Here is an 18,755-nt window from a genome sequence, read left to right on the forward strand (position 1 = left end):
CGCTCTATAACGCTCCGATACCGGCGTTACTCGTCGCGATACACACGCTCGCGCCGTTCGTGGCGCTCCTGCGCTTCCAGCGACAGAGTGGCGATGGGGCGGGCATCGAGGCGCTTCAGCGAGATCGGCTCGCCGGTCTCCTCGCAATATCCGTAGCTGCGATCCTCGAGGCGGGCGAGCGCCGCGTCGATCTTGCCGGTGAGCTTGCGCTGGCGGTCACGGGCCCGCAGCTCGATAGCCCGGTCGGTTTCCGACGATGCCCGGTCGGCGAGATCGGGATGATTTTCGTTCTCGGTCTGAAGTGCCACCAGCGTATCCTGCGCTTCACGCAGGATATCGGCCTTCCACCCCACCAATTTACGGCGGAAATACTCACGCTGCCGATCGTTCATGAACGGCTCGTTCTCGGACGGCACATAACCGTCGTCGATCTTGACTGTCGCCATCCTCGCCCCTTCGCAAGTCCGTCACAGCCGGTACGCGGCGATGTTTCGCGTGCCTATACTTGAGGGCGCCGCACACCACAACGCACTGTGTGAATCCATCTCGGTCCCAGGGCGTGATCGCGCCACGTTGCGACAAACACGCAACGGATGCATGGAGGTTTCCTCGCCGCGAACCGTGTCCCGGGCCACCGGCCTCCCAAGCAATGCCGGGGCCGGTTCCACCTATTCGATTCCGGATTACGAGACATCGGCGCCGTACCGACGCGATCCGCCGGATCGACGCGGGTCCGACGACCGGCGAAACCTTGCCGCCCGAGGGCCGGACGGATGGTCGCGGCCGGTAGGCGGCGGCGGCGGCGTGACCTATAGCATCGGGCCGGGCGTGTCCGTATCGACAGCTCGGCATCACATGCATCCCAGCAACCGAGGCTTTAGAGTGCCGGAGAGCCGATCCTTGCCGAAACCCGTGACCGGAAACTCGGAAGTTTTCGTCGGTGGGAGCGAGATGGCGGCCTTGATGCGGGCCAAGGATTGGAGCCAAACCCCGCTCGGCCCACCGGAAGGCTGGCCCGAGGCGCTGAAGGTGGCTCTGCGGATCCTACTGACCTCGCGGTTCGAGATGTGGCTCGGCTGGGGGCCGGACATCGCCTTCTTCTACAACGACGCCTATCGTCCGACGCTGGGTCTCAAGCACCCCGACTCTCTCGCCAAGCCGACGAAGATCCTCTGGGCCGAGATCTGGGACGACATCGAATCGCGCATCCGTACCGTCTACGACGACGGCGAGGCGACGTGGGATCGCGGGCTGCTCCTCCTCCTCGAGCGCAACGGCTATCCCGAGGAGACCTACCACACCTTCTCCTACAGCCCGGTCATCGACGATGACGGGACGGTGGGCGGCCTGTTCTGTGCGGTCAGCGAGGAGACGGACCGGGTCATCAGCGAGCGGCGGCTCGGTATCCTGCGGCTCCTGGCCGAAAGTCTCGCGCGTGCCGAGAACCGGTCCGACGTCCTGCGCGCGGTGGAGGCCAGCCTCGGCGAGGATCGCCGCGACCTGCCGTTCAGCGCGATCTACCTCTTCGACGGGGACAGCGTCGCCCGTCTCGCCTCGACGACGGGAATCTCCCCTGACCATGCCGCGCTGCCGGACACGATCGATCCCGCCGGCCCCCTCGCATGGTGGCTCGGCAGCACCGGACGCGAGACGGTCGTCGATCTCGATCCGGCGGACGAATGGCCGGCAGGCGATTGGTCGAGGCCGCCGGCAAAGGCGGTGATCCTGCCGCTCGTCGGGCAGGGCGGCGGCGCGCCGCTCGGCACGATCATGGTCGGCCTCAATCCGCACCGGCCTTTCGACGCCGATTATCTCAGCTTCCTCAAGCTCACCGCCGGACAGGTCTCGTCGAGCCTCGCCAGCGTCTCGGCCTATGAGGCCGAGCGCGAGCGCAACGCCGTGCTGGCGGAAGCGGTGCGCCTGCGGCAGGAGGCAGCCGAAGCCCTGAGGCGGGCCAACGACGCCCTGCTCTCGGAAGTGCGGCAGAGAACGGCGGAGCGCGACCGCCTGCGGACGCTGTTCCAGGATGCGCCCGGCTTCATGTGCGTCCTGCACGGGCCGTCGCATGTCTTCGAGTACACCAACGAGGCCTATCTCCAACTCGTCGGCCATCGCGACCTCATCGGATTGGGCGTCCGCGAAGCGTTGCCGGAGATCGCGGGACAGGGCTTCTTCGAAATCCTCGACGAGGTCTACACGACGGGCCGGCCCTTCGTCGGCCGCAACATGCTCGTGACCATCCAGTCCGGACGCGATGGCGGCCTCGAGGAACGCGTCCTCAACCTCGTCTATCAGCCGATCACGGAGGTGGACGGGAGCGTCATCGGCATCTTCGCCGAGGGACACGACGTCACCGACCGCGCCCTCGCGGAAGATGCATTGAGGCGCCTCAACGAGACGCTGGAACAGCAGGTCCAGATCCGGACCCAGGAGGTCCGGGAGCGGACGCAGGAGCGCGACCGGGCCTGGCGCCTGTCCCAGGACCTGCTCATGGTCGCCGAGGCCGACAGCCGCATCACGGCGATCAACACCGCCTGGACCACGCTCCTCGGCTGGAGGCCCGAGGATCTCATGGGCCTGTCCTTCGCGGACCTCGCTCATCCCGACGACCGCGACGCCACCTCGTCGACCTTCGCGACCATCGTCGTTGAACCGCTCACCGAGCCCTTCGAGTGTCGCCTGCGCCATGCCGAGGGCGGCTATCGCTGGTTCGCCTGGACCGGCGCCTTCGAGGACGGACGGGTCTATGCCAGCGGCCGCAACACCACGGCCGAGCGCGAACAGGCGGTGGCCCTCGAACTCGCCGAGGACGCCTTGCGCCAGGCGCAGAAGATGGAAGCGGTGGGCCAGCTCACCGGCGGCATCGCTCACGATTTCAACAACCTGCTCACCGGTATCGTCGGCTCCCTCGACCTGATGCAGACCCGCCTGTCGCAGGGGCGGATGGACAATATCGAGCGCTACGCCAAGGCGGCGATGTCCTCGGCCAACCGGGCCGCCGCCCTGACGCACCGTCTGCTCGCCTTCGCGCGGCGCCAGCCGCTCGACCCGAAATCGGTCGATGCCAACGCGCTGATCGCGTCCCTCGAGGATCTTCTGCGCCGGACGATCGGCGAGACGATCGCCCTCGACATCGTCATGGGCGAAGGGCTCTTCGCCACCCTGTGCGATCCGCACCAGCTCGAGAACGCGATCCTCAACCTCGCGATCAACGCGCGCGATGCCATGCCCGACGGCGGCCGGCTCCGCATCGAGACCTGCAACACCGAGCTCGATCGCGCTTATGCGAGGCTGCATCCGGGGGTGGAGCCGGGCGCCTATATCTGCATCGCCGTCTCGGATACCGGCACCGGCATGGCGGCGGACGTGATCGCGCGGGCCTTCGACCCGTTCTTCACCACCAAGCCGCTGGGGCAGGGGACCGGTCTCGGCCTGTCGATGATCTACGGATTCGCCCGGCAATCGGACGGCCATGCCAAGATCGATTCGCAGGTCGGGCACGGCACGGCGGTGAAACTATACCTGCCTCGCACCGCCGACGCGCAGGCCGAGACGGCTTCCGTGGAATCCGGCGCCGAGGTCTCGCGCGCCGGCGACGGCGAGACGGTCCTGGTGGTCGAGGACGAGGCCGTGGTGCGCGATCTCATCGTCGATGTGCTCGGGGATCTCGGCTACCGCGCGATATCCGCGGTCGACGGCCTGTCCGGGCTGCAGATCCTGCTCACCCCGGAGCGCGTCGATCTCCTCGTGACCGATGTCGGCCTGCCCGGCCTCAACGGCCGACAGCTCGCGGATCAGGCGAGGGAGTACCGTCCATCGCTCAAGGTGCTGTTCATCACCGGCTATGCCGAGAACGCCATCTTCGGCAACGGCCAGCTCGATCCGGGCATGCAGATGATCACCAAGCCGTTTGCGGTGGAAGTCCTGGCAGGGCGCATCCGCGAGATGATGGAAACCTGAGCCGGGACGAGGCCGGTCTCAGGCGGATTGGCCCGCCGAGAGCTTGGCGAGTTCCACCGCCGCGCGCAGCTCGATATCGGCGATGAGCCCGTCGAGGCGCGGGTCTCCGCTGCTTCCGCTACGATCCGAGAGCCGGCTCGCGATGGCCTGTAGTTCTCGCGTCGAGACCCGGCCCATGACCAGCGAGGCCTTGAGACGGTCGAGCCCGTCGAGCAGGTCGTGTCCGCGCTTGGCGAAGCGACGGCGGCGCTCTCCCGGCTGCTCTTCCTGGCTCTGCAACGTCAGGATCGCGTCGAGACCGGCGAGCGACGTCGCTGGCGCGGAGGCGGCGGAGGAGGTGGCGGCGGCCGTCTCGCCGCCGAGCAGGAAGGCCTGGGACGTCTCCGCCTTGCGGAGCGCCGGCGAGGCGCCGACCAGGGCGTGAGAGGCGAGGCGGGTATCGACGCGCATGGGACGTCTCCGAAAGTCAGGGCGTCCCTCCGCGCATGGGCACGAAGTTCGGTTCCGGAGATCAGAATCCGGTCCCCGTGGTTAACCGTCCGTAAACGACCGGGCAGAACCTGCCGGGTCGGCAGGGAAAGCAGGTCGCGTTCCGGCCTCGGCGATCCCCCGCTCTAAAAAATATCGTTCAAATTCAACCGGTTGGATGAGGCCGGCATTTGGCATGGTCCTGGCAGATCATCTGGCATGTCCATGTCACACGACGTGCCCCGCCGACCAGCAAAGCGCATCATGCCAACCGCGATCGCCCGGCCCCATCGATTCCGCCCTCTCGCGCGCTGCCTCGCCGCGATGCTGGTGCTGGTCTCCGCCCTGAACGGACAGGCTTTCGCTCTGTCGCGGGTGAAGGACCTCGCGAGCATCGAGGGCGTGCGCCAGAACCAGCTCGTGGGCTACGGCATCGTCGTCGGCCTCAACGGCACCGGCGACACCCTCAACAACATCCCTTTCACCAAGCAGTCGCTGCAGGCGATGCTGGAGCGGCTCGGCGTCAACACCCGCGGCGCCACCATGCGCACGCAGAATCTGGCCGCCGTCATGGTGACCGCGAGCCTCCCGCCCTTCGCCACGCAGGGAAACCGCATCGACATCACCGTCTCGTCGCTGGGTGACGCCAAGTCGCTTCAGGGCGGCACGCTCCTCGTCACGCCCCTGCTGGGTGCCGATGGCGAGGTCTACGCCCTGGCGCAGGGCTCGGTCGCCATCGCCGGATTCTCGGCCGAGGGCGACGCCGCCAAGATCACCCGCGGCGTCCCCACCAACGGCCGCGTGCCCAACGGCGCGATGATCGAGCGCGAGATGGCGTTCAAGATGAACGACATGCGCACCCTGCGCCTGTCGCTGCGCAATCCGGACTTCACCACGTCGAAGCGCATCGCCTCGGCCATCAACGATTTCATGGGCGCCGACACCGCCGAGCCCACCGACCCGGCCACCGTGACGCTGCAGATCCCGGCCAAGTACAACGGCAACATGATCCGTCTCGTCACCGAGGTGGAGCAGTTGAAGGTCGAGCCGGACCAGACCGCCCGCGTCATCGTCGACGAACGCTCGGGCATCATCGTCATGGGCCGCGACGTGCGGGTCTCAACGGTGGCCATCGCCCAGGGCAACCTCACCGTCACTATCACCGAGCAGCCGCAGGTGAGCCAGCCGGCGCCGCTGTCCAACGGCGTCACCACGGTGGTCCCGCGCACCGGCGTCAAGGTCGATACCGGCGAGGGCAACAAGCTCGCTCTGGTCAAGGAAGGCGTGACCCTGCGCGAGCTGGTGGATGGCCTCAACGCGCTGGGGGTCGGCCCGCGCGACCTGATCTCGATCCTTCAGGCCATCAAGGCCGCCGGTGCCCTCCAGGCCGATATCGAGGTGATGTGATGCGACACCGTCCCTTCCTCCTCCAGCCCGAGAGGCTTTGATCATGCTGTTCGCACCCCTTGCAGCCAAAGCCGCCATCGGTGTCGGCAAGGCCCTCGTCGGCGATATCGCCAAGTCCGTCGGCAACGGCCTGAAGACGGAGACGGCCAAGGCCGCCTCGACGGCCGCGACGACCAAGGTCGCGGCAGCGACCTCGGCGACCGGCAAGACGCCCGCGGAGATCAAGGCGCGCAAGGCGTCCAACGATTTCGAGGCGATGTTCCTGGAGCAGACACTCGACCGCCTCGCCACCTCCGAAGGCACCGACGGGCCGCTCGGCGACAACGGCACCGGCGGCGCGGTCTACCGCTCGATGCTGACCAAGGAATATGCGGGCCAGGTGGTGAAGAGCGGCGGGATCGGCATCTCCGATCAGGTCTACCGCGAGATGATGAAGATGCAGGAGGCCGGCAATGCAACCCGCAACTGAGACCAAGCCCGCGCGCATCGTCGACCGGGCCGGCGCGGACGCCCTGATCGCCCACATCCTGCAGACGATGCGGGCCTTGGAGGAGATCCTGACCGAGGAAGGGGGCCACGTGCGCGCCGGACGCCTGCGTCAGGGCCTGTCGCAGACCGAGCGCAAGACTGCCCTGGCGGCGTCCTACATGCAGGGCCTGGAGGTGGCGAAAGCCAACGCCATCGCTCTCGCACGGTTCGCCCCGGAGGCGATCGAGGGCCTGAAAGCCGCGCATCGGCGTTTCGCCGACGTGGTGCAGACCAGTCAGGTCGTCCTGGCGACGGCGCGGACCGTATCCGAGAGCTTGGTGAAATCCTTGGCCGAAGACATGAACCGATCGCGGACGGCGACGGTGTATGGCCGTCCCTCGCAGCCGCCTTCGCCCTATGGCAGGGGTGCGGCGGGACGCAGCCAGCCCCTGGTGCTGTCGCGCAGCCTGTAGCGCGTCAGCGCCGGCCGGCGTCGATCCGGACATAGGTCCGCACCGGGCCGTAATCCGATTCCGTGCGGGTATCCACGGCGAGGCGGCCACCGGCGATGGGCCGGGCGGCCGCGCCGTCCTCGCGGGAGCGGATGTCGAGGCCCGTCGTCGCCCGGCCGCCGACGCGGAGACAGGTGTCCGACCCCGGGATGCGAATGAAGCCCGCGCCGTGCCGGGGGCACGGCTTTGCCGCCGATTGCGGCTCCGGCCGAACCGGTTCGAGCGCGGACGCGCGAGGCATGAGGCCCAAGGTCACGCTCAAGGTCACGCCGATGGCCAAGCCGTGAAACAGCATCCTGCCCGACATGCGCGTCGCTCCGATCCACTCCACCCGGTCGGATCTCGGTAGCCTGTCCGCCGCGATCGGTCGATGCCGGCCTGATCGGCATCACGGTAACCTTTCGGTAAACAAACGTCCTTAATCAAAGGTGACGGGGTCAAACGGGAAGCATGGGTCATGGCGGATAAGGTCATCGGAGCGGCATCGTCCGATCGGTCGCCGGAAGCGCTGTTGAAGCAGGCGGTGAGCGGCGCCAAGCCGAAGGCCGCGCCGGTTCTGCCGGCCCGCAAGCGCCTGCCGGCCATCGATCCGCGCCTTGCCGGGCTCACCGGAGCGGCGCTCGCCATCGGCCTCGCGTTGGGCGCCGGTGGCATGAGCCTCGCCTCACCCAAGGCCGACCGCTCAGCCGAGACGCTGACGCAGATCCAATCTCGGCTCGATACCCGCCATTCGGATGTCGCGCGTCTTCAGGCCGATATCGAGAAGCTCGGAAAAGTCCTGGCCCAGGTGCAGGACGCTACCGAGGCGGTTCGCAGCGAAGGTAAGAATCGTTCTGCCACCCTCAACGACCGGATCGGGAAGTCCGAGCAGGCCATCGTGGCGAAGGTCACGAGCGTGGCCGACCGCCAGGACCAGACCGAGCGCGACCAGACGGCGAAGATCGCCGCTCTGACGGCACAATTGGAGAAGCGCGCCGCTCAACCGGCCGCTGCCGCCCCGGTCGTGGCTCCGCAGGCCGCCAAGGCCACTCCTCCCGAGCCGACGGAAACCGGATCCCTTGCCGACAAGGCGAAGCTGTCGACACCGTCGGTCATCGAGAGCTGGGCGGTGCGGGAAGTCTATAACGGAGTGGCGGTGATCGAGGACCGCAGGCACCGCCTCGTGGAGGTTGGCCAGGGCGACACCATCCCGGGGGTCGGCAAGGTCGATTCGGTCGAACGGCGCGGACGCGGCTGGGCCGTCGTGACCAAACAGGGGCTCATCACGACCCAGACTTGGTAGAGCCAACGGCGCGAATGGGAAGAAGCGGGTTAGGAGACTTGCACTTCGATTTCCGGATCGCGAAGCGAACTTGGATAGCGCGGTTCGATCGTCATCGGGTGAGCCATGGAGCAGGCGCGCGCGGCGCGGTTGCGGCCATGAGTCAACGCGCGGTCCTGCGCTTCCTGGGTCGGAAACAGGATCGCCGCGAGCAGAGCCTGGCCCTCGAACTCGGCATCGAGACTTTTGGATTCGAACACTGGCATTGCGGTCACCGGACCTTGAGCCGTGCGGATTTCGCAGGGGTCGTTGGGCGCGTATAAGCAGATAATGGGGATTGCGGCAACAAGTTCCCGATCGCCCCGATTATTTACGCTTAATTTGGTTTTGCATCGCCACGAAGTTGTCGCAGTGCGAAACGGCACCCGATTAAAGGTTTGCCCGGCAATGGGCACAGTTTCGGCTGCTCAAGATTTACTCAGCCGCCAGCCGCGAGCCTTCAGTGCGGTCCGACATTAATCCTCGGTCGACAACAAAATTCTCAGGCGGGTTATCGCCGTTGTCCTGAAGGTAGGGAATTGCGTCCTAGCAATAGTCACGAATATCGCGAGCACGGGAGAGGCTACGCGTGCGGGTGAATGATGGGAACACGCCGGCACGAGAAGAGCCAAATCACACGGAACCTCGCCCGCACGGGTTCTGACGCCGGTCCGACTAAGTATTCACGCCAATCCAGCTCCCGGCCCTAGACCCCATCGGGCATTCGCGACCTCCCTGAAACGCGGCGTCTCGGGAGCGAACGCCCGAAGGAATGGCGAGTGATTCGCGAAGGTATTCGACGTGGGTTCACGGCCGTTGGCGATATCGCCCGGCCATCCGCCATTCCGTCACGTTCTGTCGATGCGGACACGAAAAAGGGCGCTCTCGCGCCCTAGATCGATCGTCGAAGGTGGGAAGATACCGGTTCAGGCGACGGCGGCCGCCTTTACGGGAACGCCCTTCTCGGAGAGGAACTGCTGCAATTCGCCCGACTGGAACATCTCGCGGGTGATGTCGCAGCCGCCGACGAATTCGCCCTTCACGTAGATCTGCGGGATCGTCGGCCAGTTCGAGAAGGCCTTGATGCCGTCGCGGATCGCCATGTCGTCGAGGACGTTCACGCCCTTGAACGGCACTTCGAGGTAATTGAGGATTTGCACGACCTGGCCGGAGAAGCCGCACATGGGGAATTGCGGCGTGCCCTTCATGAACACGACCACGTCCTGGGACTCGATCTCGGCCTTGATGGCGGTGTTGGTGTCGGTCATGAAAAATCCTCTCGAATAGGAAGACGGCGCCTTACAGGCTGAGGTCAGTGTTTTTCCGGCGATTTCAAGATCGTCGATTCCGCGATCTTCAACAGCGCCGCGTCAATATCGAATGGGCTCACCAGCAGATCGTCCGGTCCCAGAGGGCATTCAGACGGCAAATTGGGGATCAGCATATCGCCGTATGCGGCCAGCCCCAACTTGGCGAGTTCCCGGGACGAGCTCCAGACCTTGTCCCAATTGATGCGCTGTCGCATCGAGCGTTCGTAACGGCCCATGGCGGCGATCTGGAAAGCCCCGATCTCCTTTCGCCAATGCTCGGCGGAAGGAATGCCGGGTGCCGATAGACGCTTCAGGAGATGCGCCAAGGTCTGCGTGAGCAGGCTTTCCACCGCTTGGACCTGCGAACGCCCCACGCTCTCGATCTCCTCGGCGACGTTCTCCCAATCCAGCATGTTCGACAGGTCGGGACGCCGCGCGAGTTCGCGCAGAGCGGCCGCCTGACGCTCGGTCCAGGTCACGATGTCGTCGTCGTAGAGGCTCGGCTGGTCCATCGGGACGCCCTGTTGATCGGCCTCAATCCTGCGGGACGCCCGTCGTGAGCGCAAGAGCGTGGAGCACGCCCCCCATCCGCCCCTGAAGCGCGCCGTAGACGAGCTGGTGCTGGGCCACACGCGTCTTGCCCTTGAAGGCAGACGAGATGACCGTGGCGGCGTAATGGTCGCCGTCGCCGGCCAGATCCTTGATCTCGATCGTGGCGTCGGGCAGCGCCTCACGGATCATGGCCTCGATCTCGCGCGCATCCATCGGCATCGGACGTATCCTTTTCGCTTGAAGTTCAGGCCGCGGCCGGCCGGGTCGCCATATAGGCCGGCAGCCAGCCCTCGTGCGCAGCGCGCAGATCGGCCACCGATATGATTTCGCCGCCCGGCAGGGTCAAATCCCGCGATCCGGTGAGGCCGACGACGGCGACGGGAATCCCCTGCGCGTTGGCACTGTAGAGCAGGTCCGGCACGTTCTCCGGGTCGACGCTGAGCAGGTAGCGGGCCTGATCCTCGCCGAAGAGGTAGGCATGCGCGGGCAGATGCCCGGGCGCCTCCGGCAGGGTCGCGCCGAGATCGCCGGCGATCGCCATCTCGGCCAGGGCAACGGCGAGGCCGCCATCGGAGAGGTCGTGCACGGTGTCGACGAGGCCCGAGACGATGAGGCTGCGTACGAAATCGCCATTGCGACGCTCGACCACGAGGTCGACCGGCGGCGGGGCGCCGTCTTCGCGGCCGGAGATCACCGACAGGTAGACCGACTGGCCGAGCCAGCCTTCCGTCTCGCCAACGAGGACGAGCATATCGCCCTCACGCTTGAGCGAGATCGTGGCGTGCTTGGTGACGTCATCGAGGAGGCCGACGCCGCCGATGGTGGGGGTGGGCAGGATGCCGACGCCGTTGGTCTCGTTGTAGAGCGAGACGTTGCCGGAGACGACGGGGAAGTCGAGGGCGAGGCAGGCCTCGCCGATGCCCTTGAGGCAGCCGACGAGCTGGCCCATCACCTCGGGCTTCTCGGGATTGCCGAAGTTCAGGTTGTCGGTGATGGCGAGCGGTCGTCCGCCCACCGCCGTGATGTTGCGCCAGGCTTCCGCCACGGCCTGCCGACCGCCCTGGACCGGGTCGGCCTCGCAATAGCGCGGCGTCACGTCGGCGGTCATGGCGAGGCCCTTGGGGCCGTCCTCGACGCGCACGATGGCAGCGTCTCCGCCGGGTTTCTGCACGGTGTTGCCGCCGATGAAGTGGTCGTACTGCTCGTACACCCAGCGCTTGGACGACAGGTCGGGCGACCCGACGAGGGTCTTCAGTGCCTCGGCATTGCCGACGGGGGCAGGCACGTCGGCGGCGGCGATGACCGGCTGGTGCGTGTTGGCGATGTGCGGCCGGTCGTAGAGCGGAGCCTCGTCGCCGAGTTCTTTGATCGGCAGGTCGGCCATGACGACGCCGTCATGCTTGACCACGAAGCGAAGCGTGTCGGTGGTGTGCCCGATGATCGCGAAATCGAGGCCCCACTTCACGAAGATGGCTTCGGCTTCGGCCTCCATGCCCGGCTTGAGCACCATGAGCATGCGCTCCTGGCTCTCCGACAGCATCATCTCGTAGGCGCTCATGTTGGCTTCGCGGGCCGGCACCTTCTCGATGTGGAGTTCCACCCCGAGATCGCCCTTGGCTCCCATCTCGACGGCCGAGCAGGTGAGGCCGGCGGCGCCCATGTCCTGGATCGCGATGACGGCCCCCGTCTTCATCAATTCGAGGCAGGCTTCCAGCAGCAGCTTCTCGGCGAAGGGGTCGCCGACCTGAACCGTGGGGCGCTTCGATTCGGAGGCGTCGTCGAATTCGGCCGAGGCCATGCTGGCGCCGTGGATGCCGTCGCGGCCGGTCTTCGAGCCGAGATAGACGATCGGGTTTCCGACGCCCGTGGCCGCCGCGTAGAAGATGCCGTCGGTGCGGGCGAGGCCCACCGCCATGGCGTTGACGAGAATGTTGCCGTCGTAGCGCGGATGGAAGCCGACGGAGCCGCCCACCGTGGGAACGCCGAACGAATTGCCGTAACCGCCGATGCCGGCGACGACGCCCGAGACGAGGTGGCGCGTGCGCGGATGGTCCGGCGAGCCGAAGCGGAGCGCGTTCAGCGCCGCGATCGGCCGGGCTCCCATGGTGAAGACGTCGCGCAGGATGCCGCCCACGCCGGTCGCCGCGCCCTGATAGGGCTCGATGAAGCTCGGATGGTTGTGGCTCTCCATCTTGAAGACGCAGGCCAGACCGTCGCCGATGTCGATGATGCCGGCATTCTCGCCCGGCCCCTGGATCACCCACGGTGCCTTCGTCGGCAACCCGCGCAGATGCTTGCGGGACGACTTGTAGGAGCAGTGCTCGTTCCACATCGCCGAGACGATGCCGAGTTCGGTCAGCGTCGGGTCGCGGTCGATGAGGCCACGGAAGCGCTCGTACTCGTCCGGCGTCAGGCCGTGCTGGCGCACCAGCTCGGGGGTGATCGGAACATCGTTGCGGAACATGCGAGCCCTCTCGACCGCTCAGGCGCGTCTCGGACAGTCCCCTGTGGACGGGACCTGCGCGAGGTGAACCAAGTTGGCTCGGCTCTAGAGTGTAAGCGCCCGTGCTGGCAACACGTCAAAGCGGCGTCCGGCCATGCGCCTTCGACGAAAGTCGTCCCACGGCCGATTTCCGCACAGGCAGCCTGCCGGTGCCGCGACACCGGTCGATGATGCTGTGGACAGGCTCCGGGCCGGCGACGAAGGCGACGTAGTCGAACGCGTCCGGGTCGAGGCTCGACATCAGAAGCTGGAAATGCATGCGGAACAGGTTCCACTTGCGCCGCGCGATGATCTTGCGCTCGATCAGGTCGGTGATGCGGACATGGATCTCGACAGGCCGGTGATCCGGCGGCGACGGCACGCCCGAGGCGGTGAGCACGTCGCGGTCGTGGACCGAGAGCCAGTCCCATTTCGCGCGGACGTCGAGCCAGCGGATCTGCGGAGCCGCCGCGACCCGCGAGAGCGCCGCGCGCATCTCGGCGGCGGGCGAATCGAGGGTGATCCACGGGATCACGCTGCCGATGCTCACGAACGAGACCGGCGTTCCGCGCCGACCGAAATCCGGATCCCGCGCGAGGATCCGGTCGAGGGCCTCGATGCCGAGGAAACTCGACGAGGAATGTCCGATGACGACGATCTCGGAGGCCTTGCCCTCGGCAGCGCGGATCTCGTCGGCGAAGGCGTCGAGGCGGCCGCGCATGCGGGTCTCGGTGCCGCTGGCATGGTCGTAGGTGAAGGCGGTGTCGTCCACGAGATGGGCGACGTAGAACGGCTTGCCGCGCGTCAGGCGCATCAGACCGAGATGGATCGCAAAGGCGAGGACGGGGATCGCCGCGAGGCTCCAGGGCCGCCATTGCGCCGGCCCGAGCCAGGCGGGAAGTGCCGCCAGCACGAGGGAGATTACGACCAGCGCGGCATAGATCGCGTGGACGCCGACGATGACGCGGGCGAAGCGCTTCGCCTCGGCGCGGAAGCGTTTGACGTAGCCGCTGCGATAGAGCCGCCACCAGAGAGCCGGCACCTCGACCAGACGCCGCAGGGTCGAACGCGGAAACCGGGCGCGGACGATGTCGTCCCAGCGCAGCAGGGTGTAGCGCGTCGGCGCGCCATCGGCCTCCACCTGCCAATCGAGGCGCAGGCCGTCCGCGGACCGCGCCGGATCGCTCACTCTGATCGCCATGCCGCGCCGGACGGCGGTCAGCCGGCTCTCCCGGCGGAAGAGGCCCCAATAGGTCTCGGGCTCACGCGGGTCGAAACCCGGCATGTAGAAGATCTGGCGAGGCAGGATGTCGGGGGCCGGCGTTTCCGAAGCGATGGCGCGGGTATCCGTGAGGCGGGGCAAAGAGACTTGGGCGTGCCCGCGAGCGGAACGCCGGATCCGGTCCCTACACGATCGGGCGGGCTTCGCACGAGTGCGAAACCGCATCAGGCATCGCCGGCTGACGGCATCGTTTCTCCCGAATCCCGGTTCCGACTTTTCGGGATGCGGCTCTAGCCTTGCGACAGGTACTCGGCGATGGCCGCGACGAAGCGGTCTCCATAGGCGTCGCGCTTGCGCTCGCCGACGCCGTGCACCGTGCGCAGGGCGTAGAGGTCGACCGGCTTGGCCTTGGCCATCTCGATCAGGGTCCGGTCGGGGAAGACCATGAAGGCCGCGATGCCCTCGGTGCGGGCGATGGTCGCGCGCAGGCCCCTGAGATGCTGGAACAAAGCTTCCGTCGCCGGATCGAGATCGAGCGTCGCGTCCTCGCGCGCCGCGCCGCCGCGCTTGCGGTCGCGCGGCTCGGCGAGTTTCGGTTCGGGATCGGGCCGCATCTGGATCGCTTCGCGGCCGAACAGGATGGCCTCGCCCTTCTCGGTGAGTGAGAGACCGCCGAAACCGTCGTCGTTCTCCGTGACGGCGCCGGCGGCGAAGAGCTGGCGCAGCATCGCCCGCCATGCCGGCAATGGCTTGTCGGCGCCGACGCCGAAGGTCTTCAGGGCAGCGTGGCCGTTGCGGCGGATCTGGTCGGATTCCTTGCCGTGGACCACGTCGCAGACATAGGCGGCGCCGAACCTCTGGCCCGTGCGGACGATGGCCGAGAGCAGCTTCTGCGCCGGCACGGTGGCATCGATGAGGGAGATGCCGCTCCGGCAGAGATCGCAGCGGCCGCACGGCTCGCTGGCCTCGTCGAAGTAACCGAGCAGCGACTGGCGCCGGCAGGTGGCCCCCTCGCACAGGGCGATCATCGCCTCGAGCTTGCGCCGCTCGACCCGGCGGCGCTCGTCGGGCACGTCCTTCTCGTCGATCTGGCGCCGGCGCAGGGACATGTCGTCGAGGCCGTAGATGGTGAGCGTGTCGGCCGGCAGTCCGTCGCGACCGGCGCGGCCGATCTCCTGGTAATAGCCCTCGACGTTGGAGGGCATGTCGGCATGGCAGACGAAGCGCACGTCGGGTTTGTTGATGCCCATGCCGAACGCCACCGTGGCGGTCATCACCACCCCGTCCTCCTGCAGGAACGTGTCCTGGTTCTTCATCCGCGTGCCCTGGTCGAGGCCGGCATGGTAGGGCAGGGCATTGAAACCGTCCTTGGCGAGGACGTCCGCGAGCTGCTCGGTGCGCTTCCTCGACGAGCAGTAGATGATCCCGCTCTCCGAGCGCCGATGCTTGAGGAAGCGCTCGATCTGACGCGTCGGATTGTCCTTCGGCGCGAAGGTCAGGCGGATGTTCGGCCGGTCGAAGGAATGGACGAAGGCCTTGAGGTCGCGGCCGGCCGGGAACAGCCGTTCGGTGATGTCGGCCCGCGTCGCCTTGTCGGCGGTGGCGGTGAGCGCGAGGGTCTGGACGTTGCCGAGCGCTTCGCGGGCGCGGGCGAGATCGCGGTATTCGGGCCGGAAGTCGTGGCCCCATTGCGAGACGCAATGGGCCTCGTCCACGGCGAGCCGCCGCACGCCGGCCCCGCGCAGGGCCTCGATCAACCCCTCCATCATCAGTCGCTCGGGCGAGACGAAGAGCAGGCGCAGGTCGCCCGAGCGGATCTTGCGCCAGGTCTCGCGGGAGGCCGCCTCGGCCACCGACGAGTTAAGCGTCGCCGCCTCGACGCCGAAGCCGATCATCTGCTGGACCTGATCGTGCATCAGCGCGATCAGCGGCGAGACCACCACGGTGAGCGAGGATTCGACCAGGGCGGGAAGCTGGTAGGTCATCGACTTGCCCGACCCCGTCGGCATCACCGCGAACACGTCGGTCCCGTCGAGAACGGCACCGATCACCTCGTCCTGGCCGGGCCGGAAATCGTCGTAGCCGAAGGTCTTCTTCAGGGCGCGTCGAGCTTCGTCGAGGCGGTCGGTCATGAAGGGCCCGTCATCGCGGTGAGGAGAGGGCGGCAGGCGGATGCCGCGCCCGGCATCGTCGACGCGGCGGCCCCGTCGTTACGGCCGCCGGTTGCCAGGACGGTGGCTTTGACGGCCCCGAGCCGCGAGGTCAATCGCCCGGCGGCCTCCCCGGCCTCGATGGCGGGCGGTTCAGCGGGCGGCGATCGCGACGGCGGCGCCGGCCATGACCGCACCGGCTCCACGGTTGAGCAGCTGCCGAGCCCTGGCGGAACTCATCACGTGCCGAGCCCTTGCGGCCGCGAAGACGTAGCCGGAGAGAATGGAGCCGAGGACCAGAACGATGGTGACGCTGAGCTCGGCCAGTCCAAGGGCATCGACCTCCGCGAGGTCGATCACCGTGGGCAGCAGGGCGAGGAAGAACAGGATCACCTTCGGGTTGCCGAGGGTGATGGCGAGGCCGGCCGTGAACAGGCGCAGGGCTCCCTTGTCGCCCAGGGGAGGCGCTTCGACCGCGCCGGCGCGGGAGGTCCAGGCTCGGTAGGCCAGGAAGGCGAGATAGAGCGCGCTGGCATATTTCAGGGCGACGAGGAGCGGCCCCAGGGTCTGCGCGATCAGCGCGAAGCCGCCCACCGCCACGGCGAACCACATCAGGTCGCCGACGATGTAGCCCGCGACGAAGGCACCGATGCCGCGCGTGCCGCTGGCGAGAACGCGCGCCACCAGGGCGGCGATGCCGGGTCCGGGCGAGGCCACGGCGACCGCATAGACGGCGACGAAGATGACGAGATGCGAAAGGGAGATCACACTTGCTCCTGGCGGCGGCTGCGCGCGAGGACGGACCGGGAGGTCGCCTCTTAAGCCACCCGAAAGGAGATGTCTGCTTAGTGTGGGAAAGCGTCAGCGGGTCCTTGCCGCAGGACGACAGACGACCGGCGAGCTGTCCAATGATGGTCCTTCCCTTCCTCGGTTTCGCGGGTGCCACGGGAGCGGCCATCGCCGGAAGGCGCGGTCTCGCGCTGATCGCCTGGGGATTGTCCCTGGCCGTGCTGCTGGCCTTGTTCCGCGAGCACGCCTCGGACGCCCTGTATCTCGTCTTCTGAAGGTCACGGAATGGTCGTGCCGTCCCTCGCCCGCGCGCTGAATGCCGCCGGCCTTCTCGGCTGCAGCCTCATCCTGCTGGTCGCGTTCTGGTATCAGATCGTTCTCGGCGAGTTGCCCTGCCCGCTCTGCGTGCTCCAACGGGCCGCCTTCACCGCGGCGGGGCTGGGGCTCGTCCTCAACATCTGCGATCGGCCGAGACCGTCGCATTATGCCATCGTCATCCTCAGCGCGGTGATCGGCGGCGCGATCTCGGCGAGACAGACCGCGCTGCATATCGCGCCGGGCACCGGCACCTACGGAGAGGCGCTGTTCGGCCTTCACTTCTACGTCTGGGCGCTGATCGCCTTCGTCGGCATCATCGTCGGGATCGCCATCCTGTGCCTCTGGGACGCGCAATTCGCGCCGGAGCCGCCCGCGAGGCGGGCCGAACCGGTCTTCGTGCTGGGCCAAACGATGGTGACCGAGACGACGAGCCTTCCCGGCGCACGAGCCGGCGCGTTCGGCCTGGCGACGGTCTTCCTGTTTCTCGCCGTCGCCCTGGCCAATGCCGGCTCGACCTTCGCCGAATGCGGTCTCGGCCTGTGCCCGGACAATCCGGTCAGCTACGAAATGATCGATCGGCTGCTCGGGCGCTGACGACGCGCGGCGCTCAGGCGGAAACGATGTGTCCGTCGGCGACCGAGACCATATCGGCCCGGCCTTCGAGCTCCGTGAACAGGGCCGGATCGGCCCCCGTCATCCAGACCTGCCCCTGCAACGCGGCCAGGGCGTCGAACAGCCCCGCGCGTCGCCTCGGATCGAGATGGGCGGCGACCTCGTCGAGCAGGATGATCGGCGCGATGCCGCACATGGCCTGAACCAGGCGCGCATGGGCGAGGACGAGGCCGATCAGCAGCGCCTTCTGCTCGCCGGTGGACGCCGTGGCCGCGGGGACGTCCTTCGGGCCATGCCGGACGACCAGATCCGTCGCCTGCGGGCCGATGAGGGTGCGGCCGGCGGCGCGGTCGCGGTGGCGGCCCTGGCGCAGGGCGGCGCGGAAACGGTCTTCCGCCTCCAGGGCCGGCCAGACGGCGACGAGGTCGTCGAGATCGCCCTCCAGCCTCACCCCGGCCCAGGGGAAGGGTTGCGCGTCGTCGCGGCTCTCGGCGATGAGGCGGTCGAGCCGCTCGGCCGTCTCCCGCCGTGCCAGAGCCACCGCGACGCCGAGTTCGGCGACCTCGCGCTCGATCGCGTCGAGCCATTGCCCGTCGCTGGGGCGCTCCTCGAGCAGGCGGTTGCGCGAGCGTAGCGCCCGCTCCAGGGCGTTGACCCGTGCACCGTGCGTCGCATCGACGGCGAGGACGAGGCGGTCGAGGAAGCGGCGGCGGTCGCCGGCGGGGCCGCGAAACAGGCCGTCGAGATCGGGCGTCAGCCAGACCACCCGCAGGAATTCCGAGAAGGCCACCGGAGAGCCCACGGTCTCGCCGTCGATCCGGCACAGCCGCGTGCTCCGGCCATCGCCCACGGCCGGCTCGTAGCCCGTGCCGATGCGATGGTCGTCCTCGCCCTGGCGGAGAGCGAGGGAGACGGCGAAGCCGCCGGGGCCGGCGTTCCGCGCCATGCTCGACAGGTCCGCCCGCCGCAGACCGCGGCCGGGAGAGAACAGCGAGATGGATTCGAGCAGGTTGGTCTTGCCCGCCCCGTTCTCGCCGACGAGCGCGACGAAACGGCTCCCGACCGAGAGGTCGAGATCGGCATGGTTGCGAAAATCGCGGCAGATGACTCGGGTGAGACACAGACCGACCCCCGACGACACGTCGGTGCCTCCGGTGGACTGAACTGTGGTGTCCGATCGGTCTGGAATAATCGGCGAAACGACC

At 67.6% G+C, this 18,755-nt stretch carries 19 protein-coding genes; 7 read left to right on the forward strand and 12 right to left on the reverse strand.

The genetic code is table 11. The features are described 5' to 3' along the window. Window positions 1–26: 26 nt before the first annotated feature. A complete protein-coding gene (gene dksA / locus A3OK_RS0121830; RefSeq protein WP_019907025.1) occupies window positions 27–446 on the reverse strand; it encodes an RNA polymerase-binding protein DksA in 420 nt (139 codons plus the stop codon). Between the two features lie 454 nt (window positions 447–900). Between dksA and A3OK_RS0121835 the strand changes: the two genes are divergently transcribed. Continuing rightward, on the forward strand, window positions 901–3,960 hold the full coding sequence (locus tag A3OK_RS0121835) for a PAS domain-containing protein (RefSeq protein ID WP_026597534.1): 3,060 nt from the start codon (window positions 901–903) through the stop codon (window positions 3,958–3,960). Between the two features lie 18 nt (window positions 3,961–3,978). Here the strand turns inward: A3OK_RS0121835 and A3OK_RS0121840 are convergent, their stop codons facing one another. Continuing rightward, window positions 3,979–4,410, reverse strand: coding sequence for a flagellar assembly protein FliX (locus tag A3OK_RS0121840; RefSeq protein WP_019907027.1), 432 nt, complete (start codon window positions 4,408–4,410; stop codon window positions 3,979–3,981). 342 nt (window positions 4,411–4,752) lie between these two features. On the opposite strand from A3OK_RS0121840, the gene A3OK_RS0121845 reads away from it, so the two are divergent. The 3 genes from A3OK_RS0121845 to A3OK_RS0121855 are packed head-to-tail and all read left to right on the forward strand — an operon-like array spanning window position 4,753 to window position 6,776. Continuing rightward, the gene (locus A3OK_RS0121845; protein WP_155912200.1) at window positions 4,753–5,835 is read left to right on the forward strand and encodes a flagellar basal body P-ring protein FlgI; all 1,083 of its coding nucleotides are present in this window, start codon (window positions 4,753–4,755) and stop codon (window positions 5,833–5,835) included. 43 nt (window positions 5,836–5,878) lie between these two features. Next, on the forward strand, window positions 5,879–6,304 hold the full coding sequence (locus A3OK_RS0121850) for a rod-binding protein (protein ID WP_155912089.1): 426 nt from the start codon (window positions 5,879–5,881) through the stop codon (window positions 6,302–6,304). Next, window positions 6,288–6,776, forward strand: a complete 489-nt coding sequence (locus A3OK_RS0121855) for a hypothetical protein (protein ID WP_019907030.1) — start codon at window positions 6,288–6,290, stop codon at window positions 6,774–6,776. Before A3OK_RS0121850 ends, A3OK_RS0121855 begins: the two co-directional genes overlap by 17 nt. Before the next feature lie 4 nt (window positions 6,777–6,780). On the opposite strand, the gene A3OK_RS0121860 is transcribed toward A3OK_RS0121855, so the two are convergent. Continuing rightward, window positions 6,781–7,122, reverse strand: coding sequence for a porin (locus A3OK_RS0121860; RefSeq protein ID WP_245259397.1), 342 nt, complete (start codon window positions 7,120–7,122; stop codon window positions 6,781–6,783). A gap of 150 nt (window positions 7,123–7,272) precedes the next feature. Between A3OK_RS0121860 and A3OK_RS0121865 the strand changes: the two genes are divergently transcribed. After that, window positions 7,273–8,097: a hypothetical protein gene (locus A3OK_RS0121865; RefSeq protein WP_019907032.1), complete on the forward strand. Its 825-nt coding sequence runs from the start codon at window positions 7,273–7,275 to the stop codon at window positions 8,095–8,097. Window positions 8,098–8,126: 29 nt separating this feature from the next. Here the strand turns inward: A3OK_RS0121865 and A3OK_RS0121870 are convergent, their stop codons facing one another. From A3OK_RS0121870 to A3OK_RS0121905, 8 genes are all read right to left on the reverse strand, one after another. Further along, the gene (locus A3OK_RS0121870; RefSeq protein ID WP_019907033.1) at window positions 8,127–8,342 is read right to left on the reverse strand and encodes a hypothetical protein; all 216 of its coding nucleotides are present in this window, start codon (window positions 8,340–8,342) and stop codon (window positions 8,127–8,129) included. Between the two features lie 699 nt (window positions 8,343–9,041). Further along, window positions 9,042–9,383, reverse strand: coding sequence for a Grx4 family monothiol glutaredoxin (grxD, locus tag A3OK_RS0121875; RefSeq protein WP_019907034.1), 342 nt, complete (start codon window positions 9,381–9,383; stop codon window positions 9,042–9,044). 44 nt (window positions 9,384–9,427) lie between these two features. Next, window positions 9,428–9,937, reverse strand: coding sequence for a DUF29 domain-containing protein (locus A3OK_RS0121880; protein WP_019907035.1), 510 nt, complete (start codon window positions 9,935–9,937; stop codon window positions 9,428–9,430). 22 nt (window positions 9,938–9,959) lie between these two features. Next, complete coding sequence (locus tag A3OK_RS0121885) at window positions 9,960–10,196, reverse strand: BolA family transcriptional regulator (RefSeq protein WP_019907036.1); 237 nt, start codon at window positions 10,194–10,196, stop codon at window positions 9,960–9,962. 25 nt (window positions 10,197–10,221) lie between these two features. Next, window positions 10,222–12,441 (reverse strand): phosphoribosylformylglycinamidine synthase subunit PurL, encoded by a 2,220-nt coding sequence (purL, locus tag A3OK_RS0121890; RefSeq protein ID WP_019907037.1) that lies wholly within the window; start codon window positions 12,439–12,441, stop codon window positions 10,222–10,224. 115 nt (window positions 12,442–12,556) lie between these two features. Next, the gene (locus A3OK_RS0121895; protein WP_051093061.1) at window positions 12,557–13,744 is read right to left on the reverse strand and encodes a hypothetical protein; all 1,188 of its coding nucleotides are present in this window, start codon (window positions 13,742–13,744) and stop codon (window positions 12,557–12,559) included. A gap of 227 nt (window positions 13,745–13,971) precedes the next feature. After that, window positions 13,972–15,813 carry a DNA helicase RecQ gene (recQ, locus tag A3OK_RS0121900; RefSeq protein WP_019907039.1) on the reverse strand — a complete coding sequence of 614 codons (1,842 nt, stop codon included), beginning with the start codon at window positions 15,811–15,813 and terminating at the stop codon, window positions 13,972–13,974. Between the two features lie 171 nt (window positions 15,814–15,984). After that, window positions 15,985–16,599 (reverse strand): LysE family translocator, encoded by a 615-nt coding sequence (locus tag A3OK_RS0121905; protein WP_019907040.1) that lies wholly within the window; start codon window positions 16,597–16,599, stop codon window positions 15,985–15,987. 140 nt (window positions 16,600–16,739) lie between these two features. Between A3OK_RS0121905 and A3OK_RS24435 the strand changes: the two genes are divergently transcribed. Then, window positions 16,740–16,895, forward strand: coding sequence for a DUF5993 family protein (locus A3OK_RS24435; RefSeq protein WP_019907041.1), 156 nt, complete (start codon window positions 16,740–16,742; stop codon window positions 16,893–16,895). Between the two features lie 10 nt (window positions 16,896–16,905). Continuing rightward, on the forward strand, window positions 16,906–17,532 hold the full coding sequence (locus A3OK_RS0121915; RefSeq protein WP_019907042.1) for a disulfide bond formation protein B: 627 nt from the start codon (window positions 16,906–16,908) through the stop codon (window positions 17,530–17,532). 13 nt (window positions 17,533–17,545) lie between these two features. Here A3OK_RS0121915 and recF read toward each other — a convergent pair whose 3' ends face one another. Next, window positions 17,546–18,691 (reverse strand): DNA replication/repair protein RecF, encoded by a 1,146-nt coding sequence (gene recF / locus A3OK_RS0121920; RefSeq protein ID WP_019907043.1) that lies wholly within the window; start codon window positions 18,689–18,691, stop codon window positions 17,546–17,548. Window positions 18,692–18,755: the final 64 nt, after the last annotated feature.

It is taken from the genome of Methylobacterium sp. 77 (assembly GCF_000372825.1).
Taxonomy (GTDB): domain Bacteria; phylum Pseudomonadota; class Alphaproteobacteria; order Rhizobiales; family Beijerinckiaceae; genus Methylobacterium.

Coding starts and splice junctions, on each gene's coding strand:
- dksA (WP_019907025.1), bottom strand. CDS start 446: ATGGCGACAGTCAAGATCGACGACGGTTATGTGCCGTCCGAGAACGAG.
- A3OK_RS0121840 (WP_019907027.1), bottom strand. CDS start 4,410: ATGCGCGTCGATACCCGCCTCGCCTCTCACGCCCTGGTCGGCGCCTCG.
- A3OK_RS0121845 (WP_155912200.1), top strand. CDS start 4,753: ATGCTGGTGCTGGTCTCCGCCCTGAACGGACAGGCTTTCGCTCTGTCG.
- A3OK_RS0121850 (WP_155912089.1), top strand. CDS start 5,879: ATGCTGTTCGCACCCCTTGCAGCCAAAGCCGCCATCGGTGTCGGCAAG.
- A3OK_RS0121855 (WP_019907030.1), top strand. CDS start 6,288: ATGCAACCCGCAACTGAGACCAAGCCCGCGCGCATCGTCGACCGGGCC.
- A3OK_RS0121860 (WP_245259397.1), bottom strand. CDS start 7,122: ATGTCGGGCAGGATGCTGTTTCACGGCTTGGCCATCGGCGTGACCTTG.
- A3OK_RS0121865 (WP_019907032.1), top strand. CDS start 7,273: ATGGCGGATAAGGTCATCGGAGCGGCATCGTCCGATCGGTCGCCGGAA.
- A3OK_RS0121870 (WP_019907033.1), bottom strand. CDS start 8,342: ATGCCAGTGTTCGAATCCAAAAGTCTCGATGCCGAGTTCGAGGGCCAG.
- grxD (WP_019907034.1), bottom strand. CDS start 9,383: ATGACCGACACCAACACCGCCATCAAGGCCGAGATCGAGTCCCAGGAC.
- A3OK_RS0121880 (WP_019907035.1), bottom strand. CDS start 9,937: ATGGACCAGCCGAGCCTCTACGACGACGACATCGTGACCTGGACCGAG.
- A3OK_RS0121885 (WP_019907036.1), bottom strand. CDS start 10,196: ATGCCGATGGATGCGCGCGAGATCGAGGCCATGATCCGTGAGGCGCTG.
- purL (WP_019907037.1), bottom strand. CDS start 12,441: ATGTTCCGCAACGATGTTCCGATCACCCCCGAGCTGGTGCGCCAGCAC.
- A3OK_RS0121895 (WP_051093061.1), bottom strand. CDS start 13,744: ATGCCGGGTTTCGACCCGCGTGAGCCCGAGACCTATTGGGGCCTCTTC.
- recQ (WP_019907039.1), bottom strand. CDS start 15,813: ATGACCGACCGCCTCGACGAAGCTCGACGCGCCCTGAAGAAGACCTTC.
- A3OK_RS24435 (WP_019907041.1), top strand. CDS start 16,740: ATGATGGTCCTTCCCTTCCTCGGTTTCGCGGGTGCCACGGGAGCGGCC.
- A3OK_RS0121915 (WP_019907042.1), top strand. CDS start 16,906: ATGGTCGTGCCGTCCCTCGCCCGCGCGCTGAATGCCGCCGGCCTTCTC.